Below are 17,738 nucleotides of genomic sequence, written 5' to 3'. Positions count from 1 at the left end.
AAAATTGAATTCGCAATAAAAGATCAATCCTTATTTTAAGGATCAAATTACCTATCTATGAAAAAACAATTACTCATAATCCTATTTGCATCCATTTGCCACATTGGCTGGGCGCAAGAAATTCGTAAGCTCCCTGTAGAAACGAAAGTTGAGAAGCAGGCCGAGGTGACCATCAAAGGAAAGCGTGTTCCTTATAAATCAACAGCTGGAACACAGCCTGTTTGGGATGAAAACGGTGATCCGATTGCTTCATTATTCTACACTTTTTATGAGCGGACTGACGTCAGCGATAAGTCTAAGCGACCTTTGGTAATCTCATTCAACGGAGGTCCTGGTTCAGCGTCGATTTGGATGCACTTAGCTTATACTGGGCCCGTTTTACTTAAAATTGATGATGAAGGATACCCTGTTCAGCCCTATGGTACAAAGTCAAACCCTCATTCCATTCTGGATGTAGCTGATATCGTCTATGTAGATCCTGTGAATACTGGTTATTCAAGAATTCTAAATGAAGAAACTCCACGATCTACCTTCTTTGGTATTAATTCTGACATCAAATATCTAGCGGATTGGGTCAATACTTTTGTTACCAGACAAAATCGCTGGGCTTCGCCAAAATATCTAATTGGAGAAAGTTATGGTACCACGCGAGTTGCTGGCTTGGTTTCACAGCTTCAGAATTCACACTGGATGTATTTCAATGGGGTGATTTTGGTTTCACCAACCGATATGGGGATTGAAAGAGGTGGTCCGGTTAAAATGGCAAACTACTTTCCTTATTATGCGGCGACAGCTTGGTATCATGGACAACTTCCATCTGATTTACAAAGCAAGGATTTGGATGAAATCATTCCGGAAGTGGAGAAATTTGCCGTTGAGGAAGCTCTTCCAGCCATGGTCAAAGGTGGAAGTCTGTCTGCATCCGAAAAGGATGCTATGGCTACCAAAATGGCTCGGTATTCCGGCCTGGACAAAGAGGTTTTCCTTTCCAATAACCTAATGGTTGGAACAAGCCTATTCTGGAAAGAACTTCTTCGAGATGAAGGAATGACTGTGGGTCGTTTGGACAGCCGGTACAAAGGTTTCGATCGGATGGAGGCGGGAGTTCGATATGATTTCGATCCAGCATTGACAAGTTGGAATCATGCTTTTGCTCCGGCTTTTAATCATTATGCGAAAAACGTCTTGGGCTTCGAAACTGACCTTACCTACAATCTATTCGGACCCGTACATCCTTGGGATCGATCCAATGAGACTACAGGATATGATTTGGGGCAGGCCATGCGGCAAAATCCTTACTTGCACCTGATGGTTCAGTCGGGATACTTTGATGGAGGCACCGATTTCTTTAATGCGAAATATAGCCTTTGGCACATCGATCCAAATGGAAAAATGGCGGATCGAATATCATTCAAAGGTTACAGATCAGGTCATATGATGTATTTGAGAGCTGAAGATTTGGCCACATCCAATGAGGATATCCGGCAGTTTATCCAAAATTCCATGGTCGAAGAAGGCATGCCTGCCAAATACGATTAATTTGATTTAAATACTGAAAAATTATAAGCTTGAGTGCTAGTCAAAATTGATTGAAGCACTCAAGCTTTTTTTATTCAAACTTTTTCAAAAAGCTAATGCTGCCTTAAACTCATCGAAGTTTCCAATTGGCTTGTCTACTTGCATCATTTTTCCCAGTAAGAGGTATACTTCTTCCAGACTTTTCCCCCCTTTTTTCAAGAATTGGATTGAAGTTGATCCATCCGACTTGGCAAGTTTCTTTCCATGGGGATCCTTGAGAATCGGATGATGATAAAAACTCACTTTTTCAAAAGCTGTATCCTTCAGGCTTTTGGCCAAAAAGACCTGCGCTAAACTGGAATTGTAAAGATCTATTCCTCTTACGATAAGGTCAACACCATAATGCGTATCATCAATTACCGATGTCAATTGATAGGCCGGCATTTCGTCCTTTTTTCGAACAATGAAAAAAGCCACATCTTCAGGAATAACCTCCTCTTTTGATTTCCCATGGATATCCTGAATCTTTACCAGTTCATCTTCAAAGGTATTGATTCGCCAAGCCGCTTCCTTTTTGGTTTTGGAGATATTTCTATCCAAGCAATGTCCAAGATAGTAGCCTGAAGAGTTCATTTGAGCAATTTTCTTGCGAGAGCAGGTACAAGAAAAAAGGCAGCCTTCGGCCCAAAGCCTTTCCAGAGCTTCTCGATACAAATCAAGGCGATTCAGCTGTGTCCAATTGACCAAAAAATCCTCAGGTCCTTTGGGCCCCAAATCGTAGTTGATTTCCAAAAAGTCCAAAGTCTCAAAAATATCAACCAGATATTCCATCCGAAATCGCTCCCTATCCAAATCATCAATTCGAAGAAGGATTTTCGCACCTGATTTTTCTGCCAATGCTTTGGTCACCAAAAAAGAATAGGCATTACCCAAATGAAGGTAACCACTAGGGGTAGGAGCGATCCGAGTCAGATTGAATTTCATCAAGTAAAAATACGTACCTTAAAACAAAAAATGCGTGCATTTATTTGTCTTTGTACAGTTTTGATTTTTTCATGCTCTTCGCGGCAAAGCGACGAGTTGACAGGCCCTCAGCTGATTCAAAAGTCCATCCAATTTCATGACCCAGCTGGAAATTGGGCTGAATTCAAAGGGACATTGGAAATCGAGGATAGTATTCCTCCAGATCGTCCATCACGGAAATATGCAGTTTCTTTTGACAACGAGCTTTCAAAGGTCATATACCGGAAGGATGATCTTCATTTTATCGTTTGGAATGACTCAGTCCAAGTTTTCAAGGGGGAAATAGCTCAAGACCGGGCCATTATGCTTCGAAATTATTACTCCTATCTGTGGGGGCTTCCCATGAAGCTTCAAGATCCAAATACCATAATTGAAAAAGAAATAAAAACCGAGGTTTTGAATGGAGTAGCCTATTGGGTGGTGAAGGTACCTTATGAAAAAGATGTTTGGTATTTCTATTTGGACAAAGAAAGTTTTGAGATGAAAGCTTACAAGTTTTATCAAGATGAGGCTGCCCAAAAAGGAGAAATTATCTATCTGGATGGCCTTTTGGAAGTTTCAGACATGAAAATCCCAAAAGTGCGAACCTGGTATAGAACTGAGAAAGATGAGTTTCTTGGAACTGATATTTTGGTGAGGGCCTCTGAAGGAGCTTAAGGTCTTTTAACGGAGATTATTTTATGATAACTGGTGCTAGGCTTATTTTCGTTGGTGATTCGTTTTATCTTTTTTCTTTTCGCTTATTTCCTAGTGCTTTCTGCTTTGGCACAGCGCACCTATTCTGGCAATATCATCGATAGTCAAGACAAGGGGTTCTTGGAGGGAGTGAAAGTGCAATCCATAAGTTCTGGCGAAGAAGTATTGAGTAATAGCAGAGGTTATTTTTCTATTTCCGCGTTTCTGGGCGATACCTTGATTTTTTCCTTTCCCGGATTTGTCTCACAGCGTCAGGCTTTAAGTTCTGAGTTCTTTTTGATGATAGAGTTGCAAGATAAAGCTCGATTCTTACCCACTTTTGAAGTAGAGGGCAATAATTACTCGTATAGCTTTAAGGACGGAAGGTTAACAATCCGCGATGAGAATGAAGCCAAAGAGCCATCACGAAAAGGGGAGGTTATCACTCGACCTTTGGACAATGGTGACGGTACAGGTGGCATCGGAATCAGTGGTCCGATTTCCTATTTTACCAAGAAGGCGAGATTGGCTAGGGAATATGAGCGTAAAAAAGAATGGCTTGCGCGTCGAAAAGGATATTATCAGATAATTGAGTCCGACACGGTAAGGGCAGAATTAATGGAAGAGTTCCAGTTGACTAGAGAGTCTTGGGACCAGTTGGTTATACGCTTTAATCAGTTTCATCAGGAACATGAGTTTTTGGATTGGTCCGAGGCGAGAGTCAAGAAGAGTCTGGAGGAATTTATCCGAATCGAAACCTCATTTTTAAATTAAGACTTTCTTTTAAAAGACCAGGTGACATAAAATCTTGCCACCACATCTCCTGACTCAGAAGTCCCAGTAGAGATCATGGTTAATTGTGCGGTATCATTCACATTTAGTGAATCAATGAGCTGAAAGAGTTCCCTGCCTTGATCACAAGAAAAAGTGATTTTCTGATTTGCTTTTTTATGGTATTCAGCGCGAAAATCAACTACCAGCATGCTGAATTTCCCTTTTCCTGCAAGTGCCAATTGGCATAAAGCGCCGGTACTCAATTCAGCTGCCCCCGCCAAGGCTGCGAAATAAATAGATTTGAATGGATTTTGAGATCTCCAGAAATAAGGGATGGTTACCTGGCATTTGTCCCCCGTCAACTCCTTGATTCTTAATCTCCAAAAGACCGCGGAAGGAAGCTTTGCTAGCATTGCAAACCAGAAAATAAGCGGACTTCTCATCTTTTTCTGATAATCTTTCGCTTTGTCGTTTAGGGTAATTTCTCGAACCTTAGTTTCCATAATTGAAATTTTTCTGAAGTTAATAAAATTTGAAACGTAAGGTAATCTTGGTATCTTTTTTGAGTTTTATCATTAAAAATTGTCATTATGAAGCGAATTATAGCAGTCCTACTGACAGGGCTTTTTTTCTATGCATGTGCCACCGTTCCCCTGACAGGCAGGAAGCAACTAGCAGTGGTTTCCAGTGAAGAAATCCAGCCTCTAGTCAATCAACAATACGAAGCGACCAAGAATGAATCAAAAGTCCTTACCAGTACACCCGATGGTCAAAAGGTAGTGAAGGTGGGACAGCGAATTGCAAGGGCAGTAGAGTCTTATCTTATCGAAAAAGGCTATTCTGGATTGGTAGAAACCTTTGAGTGGGAGTTTAATCTGCTACAATCTGAGCAAGTGAATGCTTGGTGTATGCCCGGTGGTAAAGTTGCTTTCTACACCGGAATCATGCCAATTTGCCAAGACGAAACCGGAATCGCTGTCGTAATGGGGCATGAGGTAGCCCATGCTGTCGCCTCTCATTCTAGAGAGCGGATGTCTAATGGGATGTTGCAGCAATTTGGCATGAGTGTTCTTTCCACAGCTTTGAGTCAAAATCCCACACTCACCAATCAATTATTGCTTCAATCTGTGGGGATGGGATCAGAAGTGGGAATGCTCGCGTTTTCCAGGAAACATGAATTAGAAGCCGATGAGTTGGGTTTGATTTTTATGGCTTTGGCAGGTTATGATCCTAGAGAAGCGCCAAAATTCTGGGAGCGAATGAACGCCGCAGGAGGAGAGGCTCCGCCGGAATTTTTATCAACTCACCCTGGTCCAGATCGAAGAATCGAACAGCTTCAAGCGAACATGCCAAAGGCAATGGAGTACTACGAGGCAAGTCAAAAGCAATAAATTAAAAAAGCCGATTTCAATAAGAAATCGGCTTTTTTGTCTTAGCGTGATCCAAATCCCCTCAGCTTGACTTGAGTAAGCTTGCGTTTGGTATCGAGCGGGAAGTCTCCGCGCATCATCCAGTCATAGTAACCCGGTTCTTCCTTGAGAACCTGTTGGACTGTTTTGCCTTTATGCTTTCCGAAATTGAAGATTTCTACCCCCTCCGAATTGAAAATAAATCGACCTGCCAAATCAACCATTTTTTCATTGACTAGGTCATGGATTTTCTTCATGTCATTTTCAAAAACTCCAAGTTTATTACCCTGAAGGTCTTCGACTTCCTCACCTGCATACCGAACTACCTGAGAACGAAAAACTTCCAAGGTAGCCAAGGTATCTGCCTCAGCGCTGTGTGCATTTTCAAGAGTTTTGCCACAGTAAAACTTATACGCTGCAGAGAGATTTCGCTTTTCCATCAGATGGAAGATCTTTTGTGCATCTAGCAGATTTCTTTTGTCCAGATCAAAGTCAATTCCGGAGCGAAGAAACTCTTCAACCAAGAGTGGAATATCGTATTTCAATACATTGAAACCTGCCAAATCCGCACCTCCAATAAATTGATGTACATCTTTTGCAATGTCTTTGAAGTAAGGCTTATCCTTGACATCCGCATCATAAATCCCATGAATCAAAGAAGACTCCAATGGAATGGGAATAGTGGGATGAACGCGCTGTGTATAAATCTCTTTCATTTCATCAGGAAAGAGTTTTACCAAGGATATTTCTACAATTCGGTCTGTCCCTACATTTGTTCCTGTTGCTTCCAGGTCAAAAAATACAATGGGATTTTTAAGGTTTAATGTCATGATTCTTTAAATTTTTTCTCAAGAGCCGGAAGGTCAAGATTGTCATAATTTCCCGAGCTCATCATTAATAGGTTGGTGTCTTTGTAATCCTTTGAAACAAGGTAATCAAACAGCTTCTGACTCTGTGTAAAAACCTTCAAATCACTTCTCTCAAAGCCTTTTTTGAGAGTTTTTTCATCCAAAACTTCCAGCTTTTTGAGGGCTGCTGCATGTGGGTTTAGATAGATGATAGCTTCATCTGCTTCATCCATCGTATGTGCATAGTTAGGTAGAAAATCCCGATTGAGCGAGGAATAAGTGTGTAATTCTTGAACAGCAACCAGGTTCCTGTTGGGAAATTGTCGCTTTACAGCTTCGACGGTGGCTTTCAGTTTCGATGGGGCGTGGGCAAAATCACGGTACATCACACCGTCGCTTTTTTCCGTCAGAAGCTCCAACCTCTTAGCCGCACCTTTGAAGGTCTGGATTGACTGATAGAACTGCTCCTGAGTCAAGCCGAGCTCCAGACAAACTTTCATTGCTCCGTTGAGATTTTGGAGATTGTGGTCTCCGAATAGGTGGATAGGGATTTCACCCTGATCAGTTATCAGGTAAGTTTTCCCGTTTTTAATAGCAGCCGGGTGTGTAGGGTAGGGAACTCTTTTCCCGTTGATTGATTCAGTCTCAGCAATTTGTTTCACTAAAGGATCCTCCTCACAATAAATCAGAGTTCCTGATTCTGGAGTCATTTTCATCAAGTTTGCAAAAAGCCCTTTGTATTCATCAAAGTCAGGAAAAACATTAAAATGATCCCAGGCTATTCCTGAGACAAGTGCAATGTCGTGCTTGTAGTGGTAGAATTTTGGCCGTCTATCCAAGGGGGAAGTCAAATATTCATCTCCCTCGATGATGATGACTGGAGCATCAGATAGCCCAACCATCAAATCAAAGCCCTCAATCTGCGCTCCTACGAGATAGTCGAACTGGACTTTTTGATCTCTCAGAACATGAAGAATGATGGAGGTAATAGAAGTTTTTCCATGCGAACCTGCTATGACTACCCGCTTTTTGTCCTGGCTTTGATTGAAAACAAATTCAGGGAAGGAATAAATAGGAATGCCAAGCTCTTTGGCTTTGATCAACTCTGGATTGTCGATGCGGGCGTGCATGCCTAAAATAATGCCATCTAGATCTTCATGAATTTTTTCAGGATACCAGCCAAATTTGTCCGGTAGAATGCCTGCCTTTTCCAGTCTACTTCGCGAAGGCTCATAGATTTCGTCATCGGAACCACTCACCTGATGTCCTTTTTTTGCTAAGGCAAGAGCCAAATTATGCATGATTGCTCCGCCAATGGCTATAAAATGATAGCTATTCATTTGGGTTGTTTTAGTTTTCGATATAAAGTTAAATCTTTGCGGAAGCCTAACGAATCATTATTAAACTATTTCACCAAAATTAATAGACTGAGAAAATATGCTGGATGACAAGTATGCATACCTGATTCTTTCTTTACTCTATCTACTGGCTTGGTTTGTAGTTTTTATCAAAAGTCCCTGGAAGAGTGGGATGATCAAAGTGGGAATTATTGGCGGGTTGATGGGAATCATTGCAGAAGTTTGGTATTTCCACGATTATTGGAGACCTCCGATGATTTGGAAAACCGGTTGGCCGGGAATTGAGGATTTTATTATTGGCTTTGCGATGTTTGGAGTTGGTGGATATATCCACTCTTCTTTTACTAAAAAGGAGATAGACTTCGAAAGGCAAACAGCCGCCAAAAACCGTGATTTTTTTATTTTATGGTTGATCGGATGCGCTAGCTTGACAGTTTTCAGTCTGATTCTGGATATTCACTCTGGATATGTCACATTCCTGACTTTCATGGGCTTAGCGACTTATATCTGGATCCAAAGGCCCGATTTGATCAAGCTTTCGCTGATTTCGGGTTTTGCTACTTTGGCCATCGTTATGGTTATTTATTACATCACCTTTGGCCTGCTCTATCCTGATTTTTGGGATAAATATGGAATGCTGAACGATGAGCCTATTTTGGGTTATAAAATAATCGGTATTCCAGTCTCTGAAATGCTTTGGCATTTTGGTTGGGCGGTACTTTGCTCCATGTTTCGTGGGTATAGAAATGGAGTGTACTACAAGGAAGTTTCCCCGATCGGGGCTTAATTTTTGTGGACAAGTTCTGGAAAACTTGTTTAAAAATACCCGCAGAAAGAAAATACATTTGTTAAATGAGTGAACAGCCAGCCAACCCACGTAATTCCCGTAAAAAGCCCACTTACGAAAACCCGAACAACCTAGGTAAACTTCCGCCGCAAGCTACTGACTTGGAAGAGGCAGTCCTTGGTGCTCTTATGCTTGAAAAAGATGCACTGACGCAGGTCATTGATATCTTAAAGGTTGAGAGTTTTTATAAGGATTCGCATCAGGCCATTTTTCAGGCGATTCTTGATCTGTTTTCCGAATCGCAACCAATTGATCTACTCACGGTAACCTCCCAACTCCGGAAAAATGGAAAGCTGGAGATAGCTGGAGGTGCTTTTTACATCACAGAACTGACCTCAAAGGTATCCTCTGCTGCCAATATCGAATTTCACGCTCGAATTATCACTGAGCAGGCTATCAAGCGAGAGTTAATCAGAATTTCCTCAGAGATCCAAAAGAATGCATTTGAGGAAACTACCGATGTTTTCGAGTTGCTGGATGAGATGGAGCAGTCACTTTTTGAGATATCTGAGAAAAACATTCGGAAAAATTACGCAGATATGCGATCCATCATGCGTGAAGCTATCGCAGAGATGGAGGCAAAAAAGGATCAAAAAGATGGTTTGACGGGAGTTCCTTCAGGATTTACCGATTTGGACCGGGTCACTTCAGGTTGGCAAAAATCAGATTTGGTTATCATTGCGGCCCGTCCTGCGATGGGTAAAACGGCTTTCGTGCTTTCTGTACTTCGAAATGCAGCCGTGGATCATGAGCGTCCTGTTGCGATTTTTTCTCTTGAAATGTCTTCCGTTCAGTTGGTGAATCGATTGATTTCCTCAGAAGCTGAACTTGATTCAGAAAAAATCAAAAAGGGAAGTTTGCTTGAGCATGAATGGGCGCAGTTAGTTCACAAAACAGCCAAGCTTTCCAAGGCATCGCTTTTCGTCGATGATACGCCAGCCTTGTCGATTTTGGAGCTTCGGGCAAAAGCTAGAAAGCTAAAGGCTCAGCACAATATTCAAATGATCGTAATCGATTACCTGCAGCTGATGTCCGGCGATACCAAAGGCGGGGGAGGAGGAAACCGAGAGCAGGAGATTGCAAGTATTTCCCGTGCTTTGAAAAAGATCGCAAAAGAGCTTGAGATCCCGGTGATTGCCCTTTCCCAGCTTTCCCGAGCGGTGGAAACCCGTGGAGGAGATAAAAGACCACAACTTTCTGACCTTCGGGAATCCGGTGCTATCGAGCAGGATGCAGATATGGTGATGTTCCTTTATCGTCCAGAATACTATGGAATTACGGAAGATGAAGGAATGAGTACCCAAGGAGTAGGAGAGGTAATTATTGCGAAGCACCGAAATGGATCCTTAGGCACTGTCAAACTTCGATTTATTGGCAAATACACCAAGTTTACAGATTTGGATAGTTTGGGTGGATATCAGCAGAATCAATCGATTGAGCCTCTTTACGGAAATAAATTCTCCTCTCAATCCAGCGGAGCGTCCAATTTCGATTCCTCTCAAACTATCAATCTTCCTAGCCGGGCAAATGATGATTCGGATGACCTCTTAAATAGTGACGCAGAAAGCCCATTTTAATGATGCTAGGAATTGTTTTAGATAGAAATCTCGCCGATAAAATTCAATTGAGAGAGGTGAGCATACCTTCACTCTTGTCAAATCAGGTGAAAGTAAAAATCAAGGCCGCTGCGCTAAATCATCGGGATGAATGGTGTCGACAAGGGCTCTACCCAAATATTTCCGATGGAGTGATTTTGGGTTCTGATGGAGCTGGAATTATTGAAGAAGTGGGCTCAGAAGTTACCTCTTGGAAAGTAGGTCAAGAAGTCATCATAAATCCTGCTCTGCATTGGGGAGAGGATCAAAAGGCCCAATCCAATGATTTTCAAATTTTGGGGATGCCAGAGCATGGGACCCTTTCAGAATATTTGATTGTACCAGCTGACCGACTTCATCTGAAGCCTTCTCATTTGAATTGGGAGGAAGCCGCAGCGCTGCCTTTGGCAGGTTTGACCGCTTTTAGAGCATTGGTATATCAGGGAAAAGTCAAACCAAGCGATCAAGTCCTGATTACAGGATTTGGAGGGGGAGTTGCACAGTTTGCTGCACAATTCTCAAAAGCTTTAGGTGCTAAGATATATGTATCTAGTAGTCAAGAGTCTAAAATTCAAAAAGCCATCGAAATTGGGCTAGATGGAGGCTTTAATTATAGAGATGAAGATTGGACTAAGAAAGCCCAAAACGAAACAGGAGGGTTTGATTTAATTATTGATGGGGCTTCAGGCGATGGGTTGAATGATTTGATCAAAGTTTCTCGGCCGGGAGCTAGGATAGTTATTTACGGAGCAACGCAGGGAAACCCCGGTAAATTGGAAGCGAGACGGATTTTTTGGAATCAGCTAAAAATTTTGGGGAGCACCATGGGTTCGGATAATGACTTCTCTGAAATGCTGAAGTTGGTGGAAGAAAAGGAAATTAAGCCTTTGGTAGATCAAGTCTTTTCTTTTGAGAATGCCGTAGATGCATTTGATAGAATGCGGGATGGAAAACAGTCGGGGAAAATTGTTCTTAAGCCTTAATAGCTTTATAAGTCTCACCAAATTCCTTCTTGGCAATTCGGTAAATTTCAGAAAAATCAAGTGGGCATACCAGGAAGTCACCTTCTTTGACTACCATGCTTTCACCCCAAGGAGCTATAAAAGTAAGCTCCTCATCACTTTTGAAGTGCTCTAGGTCTTGGGCATTGACTTCAATTGCATTGATTTTCCCGATCGGATGGTAGCTGGCCCAGCCTTTTGACAAGCTTTGATGGATTCGGTATTTACTTTCGAAAATCTCCTTGCCAACCAGATATTGCTCACCTGAGCTGGTCTGATTTTCAACCAAAAAATCACCTTCCTTTGCCGTGTTTTGGGTTTCTACACCATCTGATGTTCGGGTAATTACTTTTTCCCCCGGCTTTGCTTTTTTAGCCGTCACCAGCGTTTTCTTTTCGTAGGTTTTACCCTTTTCTTCAATTCTCGGAATGAAGTATTCGAGCATTTCTTTCTGTGTGACGGCCATAAAAATTTCTGATTTTTTAACTAGCTGAATTTCAATTTACTAAATTGTATAAAAATGTTTTTCTCCAAAAATCCAAAATCACTTTTATGAAGACTTTAGCCGAAAAATTTGATGCGAAGACTGGAAACAAACGAATCCTTGCTCTGGATGGTGGGGGGATTCGAGGTGCATTGACGCTTGGGTATTTGAAACACATTGAAGAACTCATTCGAAAACAGCACTCGAAACGAGACATGTTGCTTTGTGAGTACTTTGACATGATAGGAGGGACAAGTACCGGGTCTATCATTGCCGCGGCCTTGGCCAAAGGAATGTCTGTGGATGAAATTCGGGATAAATACTTTGAGCTAGGCACCAAAATCTTTGGGAAAAAATACCGCTGGTATCGAATTTTCGAGATTGATGATCTTCTGAAGGCCAAATATGACGATAAGGCCTTGATCTCTGAACTGAAAAACGTATTCGGGGATACTTTGCTTGGGGATCAGAAGGAAATTAAAACGGCTCTTGTCATTGTAGCCAAGCGTGCAGATACCAATTCCGTTTGGCCTTTGAATAACCATCCCAAAGGAAAGTTTTATGACACAGATCATGGGAATAATAAGGCCATACCCGTTTGGGAATGTGTACGCGCGAGTGCAGCGGCTCCTACTTATTTTCTTCCACAAAGCATCCATGTGGGAGGAAAGGACAGCTATGCCGCATTTGTAGACGGTGGAGTCAGCATGGCCAATAATCCTGCGCTTCAGATGTTGATGGTCGCAACGCTCAAAGGATTCCCTTATCATTGGGAAATGGGTGAGGATAAATTAATGGTCGTGTCAGTAGGGACAGGAATGACTCGCTGGAAAAAGCTACCTCGACGAATCAGTAAAAGTCACCTGCTGAATTGGGCTTCCAATCTTCCAGAAATGTTTATGCAAGATGCTAGTTGGCAAAATCAACAGATCATGCAATGGCTATCGCGCTCGCCTACAGCGGTTGAGATTGATAGTGAAGTGACAGCTTTGGAAGATGATATTCTTACGGATGAACCAGGAAGAAAAAAGGGATTGATTCACTACCTACGCTACAATGTGATGCTTGACGTGGAAGATCTGAATGAGCGATTTAAGCCCTCGAAACCATATACTCAAAAGCAGGTGGATAGCCTAGCTGCGATGGATAATGCAAAAAACTGTCGAAAATTATATGATTTAGGCCACATGGCGGGAGCACAGGAGATCAAGCAAGAGCATTTTCCTACAAATTTCAAAGTTTGACCTAGTCTAGGTCATATTCGAACAGGAAGTTTTGATAGGCATTTTGCAGTTCCCGTAGTGCTTTTGATTCCTTGAGTTGCTTAGCCAGTTCAATACCTGATTCGAAAGTCTCTTTGGCTTCTTGGATCAGTTCGTTTTCTGCGAAAAAGTGTGCTGAGGGGAAATAAACAGGCAAATAATCTGGAAAATCCTTTAGAACTTTCCTAAAGTAAAATAGAGCTTTATCAGGTTGACTTATTTCAGTTTCCAGTGCTAATGCGTACCAGTTAAAGGGGTTGTTAGGTTCTTCTTCTGCAAATTCTTCTAAAAGTCTAAGTCGTTCTAAATTGGCCATGAATTGTTTTTTTAATTAAGGTCTTACTGTTATTTTCACGACAAATAAATCTAAAATAATCAAATTCTAAACCAATGAAGATTCTTGTATGTATCACCCATGTGCCAGATACGACGTCAAAGATTCAATTCACTGACAATAATACAAAGTTTGACACCACAGGGGTTCAGTTTATCATCGGTCCCTACGATGACTATGCATTGGCTCGAGCAGTTGAGCTAAGAGATCAGACTGGAGGTAAATTGACCGTATTGAATGTAGGACTTGCAGAAAGTGACCCTACACTACGAAAGGCATTGGCTATCGGTGCTGACGAAGCTATCCGAGTGAATGCTGAGCCAAAAGATTCATTTTTCGTAGCTTCTCAAATTGCGCATTATGCGAAAGAAGGTGGCTATGATTTGATTTTGATGGGTAGAGAATCCATCGATTTTAATGGAGGAATGGTACATGGAATGGTCGGAGAAATCTTAGGCATGCCATCCTTTTCTCCAGTAATGAAGCTAGATGTGGAAGGAAGCACTGTGAAAATGGCCCGTGAGATTGAAGGAGGAAAGGAAATGCTTGAGGCTACCCTTCCTTTGATCGCTGGATGTCAGGAGCCTATTGCAGAGTGGAAAATTCCTAACATGCGTGGAATCATGTCTGCCCGAACAAAGCCTTTGAATGTCGTGGAAGCCGTTTCAGAAGAAACACAAGCAGAAGCTACACAATATCAGCTTCCTCCTGCAAAAGGTGCTGTGAAGCTCATCGATAAGGACAATGTTGGAGAGCTAGTGAAGCTTTTGAAAAACGAAGCTAAAGTCCTTTAATTCAATCAAATAAAGAATTTAAAATCAAGATAATATGGCAATTTTAGTATATATAGAACACGCAGGAGGTAAGGTAAAAAAGACAAGTCTTGAGGCAGTATCGTTTGCAAATGCTTTGGCAGCTAAAACCAACGAAGGAGAAGTAGTCGCTGTAGCTTTAGGTGCTATCGGAGATGATGAGTTAGCTTCTGTGGGTTCTGCCGGTGCTGCAAAAGTATTGCATGCATCAGATGACAGGCTTTCTGCAGGAGTAATTCAGGCACATGCATCAGCTGTTGCTCAGGCATTCGAGAAGGTAGGAGCAAAGACTGTAGTTTTAGCAAAATCATCCCTTGGTGATGCTGTAGCTGCCCGATTAGCAATTAAAATTAAAGCAGGACTTGTTTCAAATGTAGTCGAATTGCCCGATACAAGTTCAGGATACCAAGTGAAAAGAAGTATTTACACCGGAAAGGCTTTTGCCATGACGGCAGTAGAAACTGAAAATAAAATCTTGGCGATCAAAAAGAATGCTGTTGACTTGAAAACGGATGGTGCTCCAGCAAGTGTAGAATCCTTTGAAGTTAGCTTGGCTGATTCTGATTTTGCTTCGAAAATCACATCTACTGAGCAGGCTACAGGTGAAATACTACTTCCTGAAGCTGACATCGTAGTATCAGGCGGACGCGGAATGAAAGGCCCTGAAAATTGGGGAATGATCGAAGACTTGGCCAAAACCCTGGGAGCAGCAACAGGCTGTTCAAAGCCAGTTTCTGACATCGGTTGGAGACCTCATCACGAGCACGTAGGCCAAACTGGTGTAAAAGTTGCACCAACTTTATACGTAGCAATAGGAATTTCAGGCGCTATTCAGCATCTTGCGGGCGTAAACTCTTCAAAATATATCGTTGTGATCAATAAAGATCCAGAAGCTCCATTTTTCAAAGCTGCGGATTATGGGATCGTAGGAGATGCTTTTGAAGTTGTTCCTAAGTTGAACGAAGCGCTTAAAGCTGAACTCTAATTTTTGTGGAAAAAGTTATTGAACTGGAAATTTTAGGTCTTTCTTCTAACCATTCTCAGTCAGGATCTTTTACTTTGGTACTGGGAGAGGTTGGAGGAATCCGCCGTCTACCCATCGTCATTGGGATGTTTGAAGCTCAGGCAATTGCCTTGGAGATTGAAAAAATCATTCCTAATCGTCCGATGACGCATGACTTATTTAAATCATTCGCTACAGGATTCAATTATGATATCGATCGGGTGGTGATTACTGATATGAAAGAAGGTGTGTATTACGCCAAAATTCAATGTCGAAGTGATCAGGTCGATGCAGAAATTGATTCCAGGCCATCTGATGCTATTGCCATTGCAATTCGCTTCGGTTGTCCGATATTCTGTAGCGAAAAGGTGATGTCGGAAGGTGGCGTGGAGCATTTCGATGTAGAAGAGCCCCAAACCAAAAGTACCAAGTCAACTTCTTCACAAAAATTTACTGCAAAGAAAGAACCATCCTTGAAGGATTTTAGCTTGGATAAACTCAATCAATTGCTGGATAAGGCAATTGCTGATGAGGACTATGAAAAAGCTGCTCGGATCAGGGATGAAATTAATAAACGAAACTAGGACTTCTAAAAAAGCCTGAGAGATCAGGCTTTTTTATTGCTCCCTATTCTCTAATTTTGAGGCTTCTGCTTCAACAGGAATTCTATGGATTATATCAGAGGTATCATTGGTTTGCTTGTCATCGTGGCAATTGCTTACATTTTTTCAGCAAACCGACGAAAAGTAGATTGGAGACTGGTGCTTATAGGAATTGCTCTCCAATTGGTTTTTGGAATTCTGATCACTAAGGTTCCGATTGTTGCTTCTGGCTTTTCGGCCTTATCTAGTGCCTTTGTGAAGTTTCTGAGTTTTAGTGAGGCCGGGGCAAGGTTTATTTTCGGCGATCTTGCAGGAGATAGTTTCGGATTCATATTCGCTTTTAAGGTTTTACCGACGATTATTTTCTTTTCTACCGTTTCTGCCGGGCTGTATTACTTAGGAATTCTTCAAAAAGTGGTCTTTGGAATCGCCTGGATAATGGCACGCACGATGCGATTGTCCGGTCCGGAAAGTCTCTCTGCAGCGGGAAATATTTTCTTGGGACAAACTGAAGCTCCACTACTCGTTCGCCCCTTTATTCCCAATATGACCAAGTCAGAACTTATGTGCTTGATGACGGGTGGTATGGCGACAATAGCAGGAGGTGTTCTTGCAGGCTACGTAGCCTTTTTGGGAGGAGATAGTCTAGAAGAGCAAAGTAAATTTGCTGCCTATCTTTTGGGAGCGAGTATTATGAATGCACCGGCTGCGATAGTGCTATCGAAGATTTTCATCCCTGAAGTGGAAAAAGAGCGCGTCCAAGAAAAGCTGGAAGTGAGTAAGGAAAGTATGGGAGTCAACCTGATCGACGCCATGTCTATTGGTGCTTCCGAAGGGTTAAAATTAGCATTAAATGTTGGTGCCATGCTTTTGGCTTTTATAGCGGTGATTGCAGCTGTCAATTACTTTTTGAGTGATTTGTTTGGTGAAGTGACAGGAATCAATGGCTTTGTGGTAAGTACCACAGGAGGACAATTTGATGGCTTTTCTCTGGAATATATTTTTGGGCAGGTATTCCGAATCTTCGCTTGGGTGATAGGGGTAGAGTGGACGGATACTTTGCAGGTAGGAAGTCTCTTGGGTCAAAAGACAGTGATCAATGAGTTTGTAGCCTACTTGAGCCTTTCCGAAATGAAGGAAGTAGGGTCTCTTTCTCCCAAGTCCATCGTCATCGCAACCTATGCGCTCTGTGGTTTTTCTAATTTCAGTTCAATTGCCATCCAGCTAGGCGGTATCAGTATCATCGCTCCTAATAAACAGGGAACGCTGAGTAAACTTGGTTTGATTTCGCTTTTTGCTGCTTCACTTGCTTGTATGATGACAGCGACAATTGCGGGGATGTTGTTTTAAGTAGCGAGTATCAAGTACAAGATTTTAATTTAGGTTCTATAAAGAATTCTATGATTAAATGTAATCTCTTAAGGAAATAATCTGATTTATTTCTGATGATTTTTTATTACGACAATTTACGTCAATAGTCGATTTATTTAAAAATTACCCATTTTATGGTATTCTTTTTTTCGAGAAGGATGGGTATTTTGCATCCATACCTAAAGAACTAAAAAAAGACGACCCCTGATGAACTCGTCAAAAGGGGCCCTCTTAAATGTTTTCACAACGGAATAATCCTTATTGTGAATTGCTTCAAATTGGTATTGCTAATATAAGTTTTAAACTTTCAATTTTTAAAAAAGATGAAAAAAATTTTAGGATTGGATTTGGGGACAAATAGTATTGGATGGAGTCTAATCAAGCATGACTTTGAAAAAAAAGAAGGTCATATCGAAGGGTTAGGAGTACGAATAATTCCCATGAGTGCAGATATTTTGGGAAAATTTGACTCCGGTCAATCTATATCACAAACTGCCGAAAGAACTAGCTATCGTGGAATTCGCCGATTATATCAACGAGATAATATGCGTAGAGAGCGACTTCACCGAGTGTTAAACATTCTAGGTTTTCTTCCCGAGCATTATTCAAAAAGCATCGATTTTGATGAGAAACTAGGGCAATTTAAACAAGGAAAGGAAGTCAAACTTAATTACAGGAAAAATGAAAATGGAAAATATGAGTTCATTTTTCGTGATTCATTTGAAGAAATGCTGGTTGACTTTAAAGTAAGTCGTCCTGAACTATTTTATCAAAAAGCTAGTGGTGAAGAAACCAAGATTCCCTATGATTGGACTGTCTATT

Annotated in this window: 18 protein-coding genes and 1 pseudogene; 13 read left to right on the top strand and 6 right to left on the bottom strand. The window is 41.6% G+C overall.

Annotated elements, in window-relative coordinates; translation table 11 throughout:
• Positions 1–57: 57 nt before the first annotated feature.
• Positions 58–1,539 carry a S10 family peptidase gene (locus OU792_RS12775; RefSeq protein ID WP_274670377.1) on the top strand — a complete coding sequence of 494 codons (1,482 nt, stop codon included), beginning with the start codon at positions 58–60 and terminating at the stop codon, positions 1,537–1,539.
• A gap of 84 nt (positions 1,540–1,623) precedes the next feature.
• Here the strand turns inward: OU792_RS12775 and OU792_RS12770 are convergent, their stop codons facing one another.
• Positions 1,624–2,502: a glutamate--tRNA ligase family protein gene (locus OU792_RS12770; protein WP_274670376.1), complete on the bottom strand. Its 879-nt coding sequence runs from the start codon at positions 2,500–2,502 to the stop codon at positions 1,624–1,626.
• Between the two features lie 30 nt (positions 2,503–2,532).
• Here OU792_RS12770 and OU792_RS12765 point away from each other — a divergent pair, with 30 nt between their 5' ends.
• Complete coding sequence (locus tag OU792_RS12765; RefSeq protein WP_134201744.1) at positions 2,533–3,198, top strand: DUF6503 family protein; 666 nt, start codon at positions 2,533–2,535, stop codon at positions 3,196–3,198.
• 33 nt (positions 3,199–3,231) lie between these two features.
• Positions 3,232–3,990 (top strand): hypothetical protein, encoded by a 759-nt coding sequence (locus OU792_RS12760; RefSeq protein WP_274670375.1) that lies wholly within the window; start codon positions 3,232–3,234, stop codon positions 3,988–3,990.
• On the opposite strand, the gene OU792_RS12755 is transcribed toward OU792_RS12760, so the two are convergent.
• Entirely contained in the window at positions 3,987–4,493 is a 507-nt protein-coding gene (locus tag OU792_RS12755) for a DUF4442 domain-containing protein (RefSeq protein WP_035483667.1), read from the bottom strand. The genes OU792_RS12760 and OU792_RS12755 overlap by 4 nt on opposite strands.
• Positions 4,494–4,577: 84 nt before the next feature.
• Here OU792_RS12755 and OU792_RS12750 point away from each other — a divergent pair, with 84 nt between their 5' ends.
• A complete protein-coding gene (locus OU792_RS12750; protein ID WP_446698898.1) occupies positions 4,578–5,381 on the top strand; it encodes a M48 family metallopeptidase in 804 nt (267 codons plus the stop codon).
• A 41-nt stretch (positions 5,382–5,422) separates the two neighbouring features.
• Here OU792_RS12750 and OU792_RS12745 read toward each other — a convergent pair whose 3' ends face one another.
• Together OU792_RS12745 and OU792_RS12740 are read right to left on the bottom strand one after the other, a co-directional pair.
• The gene (locus OU792_RS12745) at positions 5,423–6,229 is read right to left on the bottom strand and encodes a 3'-5' exonuclease (protein ID WP_274670373.1); all 807 of its coding nucleotides are present in this window, start codon (positions 6,227–6,229) and stop codon (positions 5,423–5,425) included.
• Positions 6,226–7,587 carry a UDP-N-acetylmuramate--L-alanine ligase gene (locus OU792_RS12740; RefSeq protein WP_274670372.1) on the bottom strand — a complete coding sequence of 454 codons (1,362 nt, stop codon included), beginning with the start codon at positions 7,585–7,587 and terminating at the stop codon, positions 6,226–6,228. Before OU792_RS12740 ends, OU792_RS12745 begins: the two co-directional genes overlap by 4 nt.
• 97 nt (positions 7,588–7,684) lie before the next feature.
• Between OU792_RS12740 and OU792_RS12735 the strand changes: the two genes are divergently transcribed.
• The 3 genes from OU792_RS12735 to OU792_RS12725 all read left to right on the top strand — a co-directional run bounded on the left by OU792_RS12735 (position 7,685) and on the right by OU792_RS12725 (position 11,030).
• Entirely contained in the window at positions 7,685–8,392 is a 708-nt protein-coding gene (locus tag OU792_RS12735) for a lycopene cyclase domain-containing protein (protein ID WP_026946483.1), read from the top strand.
• A gap of 65 nt (positions 8,393–8,457) precedes the next feature.
• Positions 8,458–10,029 (top strand): replicative DNA helicase, encoded by a 1,572-nt coding sequence (gene dnaB / locus OU792_RS12730; protein WP_274670371.1) that lies wholly within the window; start codon positions 8,458–8,460, stop codon positions 10,027–10,029.
• Positions 10,029–11,030 carry a zinc-binding dehydrogenase gene (locus OU792_RS12725; RefSeq protein WP_342453736.1) on the top strand — a complete coding sequence of 334 codons (1,002 nt, stop codon included), beginning with the start codon at positions 10,029–10,031 and terminating at the stop codon, positions 11,028–11,030. The genes dnaB and OU792_RS12725 overlap by 1 nt, the downstream gene beginning before the upstream one ends.
• Here the strand turns inward: OU792_RS12725 and OU792_RS12720 are convergent.
• Positions 11,020–11,514, bottom strand: coding sequence for a hypothetical protein (locus OU792_RS12720; RefSeq protein WP_274670370.1), 495 nt, complete (start codon positions 11,512–11,514; stop codon positions 11,020–11,022). The genes OU792_RS12725 and OU792_RS12720 overlap by 11 nt on opposite strands.
• 86 nt (positions 11,515–11,600) lie before the next feature.
• Between OU792_RS12720 and OU792_RS12715 the strand changes: the two genes are divergently transcribed.
• Entirely contained in the window at positions 11,601–12,776 is a 1,176-nt protein-coding gene (locus OU792_RS12715; protein ID WP_274670369.1) for a patatin-like phospholipase family protein, read from the top strand.
• A 1-nt stretch (position 12,777) separates the two neighbouring features.
• Here OU792_RS12715 and OU792_RS12710 read toward each other — a convergent pair whose 3' ends face one another.
• A complete protein-coding gene (locus OU792_RS12710; RefSeq protein ID WP_274670368.1) occupies positions 12,778–13,110 on the bottom strand; it encodes a tetratricopeptide repeat protein in 333 nt (110 codons plus the stop codon).
• 74 nt (positions 13,111–13,184) lie between these two features.
• On the opposite strand from OU792_RS12710, the gene OU792_RS12705 reads away from it, so the two are divergent.
• From OU792_RS12705 to OU792_RS12685, 5 genes and pseudogenes are all read left to right on the top strand, one after another.
• Positions 13,185–13,922 carry an electron transfer flavoprotein subunit beta/FixA family protein gene (locus OU792_RS12705; protein ID WP_100626873.1) on the top strand — a complete coding sequence of 246 codons (738 nt, stop codon included), beginning with the start codon at positions 13,185–13,187 and terminating at the stop codon, positions 13,920–13,922.
• A 34-nt stretch (positions 13,923–13,956) separates the two neighbouring features.
• A complete protein-coding gene (locus tag OU792_RS12700; RefSeq protein WP_024282552.1) occupies positions 13,957–14,925 on the top strand; it encodes an electron transfer flavoprotein subunit alpha/FixB family protein in 969 nt (322 codons plus the stop codon).
• A 5-nt stretch (positions 14,926–14,930) separates the two neighbouring features.
• Entirely contained in the window at positions 14,931–15,527 is a 597-nt protein-coding gene (locus OU792_RS12695; RefSeq protein ID WP_024282551.1) for a bifunctional nuclease family protein, read from the top strand.
• Between the two features lie 84 nt (positions 15,528–15,611).
• Entirely contained in the window at positions 15,612–16,895 is a 1,284-nt protein-coding gene (locus OU792_RS12690) for a NupC/NupG family nucleoside CNT transporter (RefSeq protein ID WP_274670367.1), read from the top strand.
• Between the two features lie 344 nt (positions 16,896–17,239).
• A pseudogene (locus OU792_RS12685) lies at positions 17,240–17,738 on the top strand (type II CRISPR RNA-guided endonuclease Cas9); the annotation flags it as partial.

This window comes from Algoriphagus sp. NF (assembly GCF_028823735.1).
GTDB lineage: Bacteria > Bacteroidota > Bacteroidia > Cytophagales > Cyclobacteriaceae > Algoriphagus > Algoriphagus marincola.
This window is presented reverse-complemented; position numbering and strand designations above follow the sequence as displayed.

Excerpts from the sequence above, each read along its gene's own strand:
- OU792_RS12775 (WP_274670377.1), top strand. The coding sequence starts at position 58 with ATGAAAAAACAATTACTCATAATCCTATTTGCATCCATTTGCCACATT.
- OU792_RS12770 (WP_274670376.1), bottom strand. The coding sequence starts at position 2,502 with ATGAAATTCAATCTGACTCGGATCGCTCCTACCCCTAGTGGTTACCTT.
- OU792_RS12765 (WP_134201744.1), top strand. The coding sequence starts at position 2,533 with ATGCGTGCATTTATTTGTCTTTGTACAGTTTTGATTTTTTCATGCTCT.
- OU792_RS12755 (WP_035483667.1), bottom strand. The coding sequence starts at position 4,493 with ATGGAAACTAAGGTTCGAGAAATTACCCTAAACGACAAAGCGAAAGAT.
- OU792_RS12745 (WP_274670373.1), bottom strand. The coding sequence starts at position 6,229 with ATGACATTAAACCTTAAAAATCCCATTGTATTTTTTGACCTGGAAGCA.
- OU792_RS12740 (WP_274670372.1), bottom strand. The coding sequence starts at position 7,587 with ATGAATAGCTATCATTTTATAGCCATTGGCGGAGCAATCATGCATAAT.
- OU792_RS12735 (WP_026946483.1), top strand. The coding sequence starts at position 7,685 with ATGCTGGATGACAAGTATGCATACCTGATTCTTTCTTTACTCTATCTA.
- dnaB (WP_274670371.1), top strand. The coding sequence starts at position 8,458 with ATGAGTGAACAGCCAGCCAACCCACGTAATTCCCGTAAAAAGCCCACT.
- OU792_RS12725 (WP_342453736.1), top strand. The coding sequence starts at position 10,029 with ATGATGCTAGGAATTGTTTTAGATAGAAATCTCGCCGATAAAATTCAA.
- OU792_RS12720 (WP_274670370.1), bottom strand. The coding sequence starts at position 11,514 with ATGGCCGTCACACAGAAAGAAATGCTCGAATACTTCATTCCGAGAATT.
- OU792_RS12715 (WP_274670369.1), top strand. The coding sequence starts at position 11,601 with ATGAAGACTTTAGCCGAAAAATTTGATGCGAAGACTGGAAACAAACGA.
- OU792_RS12710 (WP_274670368.1), bottom strand. The coding sequence starts at position 13,110 with ATGGCCAATTTAGAACGACTTAGACTTTTAGAAGAATTTGCAGAAGAA.
- OU792_RS12705 (WP_100626873.1), top strand. The coding sequence starts at position 13,185 with ATGAAGATTCTTGTATGTATCACCCATGTGCCAGATACGACGTCAAAG.
- OU792_RS12700 (WP_024282552.1), top strand. The coding sequence starts at position 13,957 with ATGGCAATTTTAGTATATATAGAACACGCAGGAGGTAAGGTAAAAAAG.
- OU792_RS12690 (WP_274670367.1), top strand. The coding sequence starts at position 15,612 with ATGGATTATATCAGAGGTATCATTGGTTTGCTTGTCATCGTGGCAATT.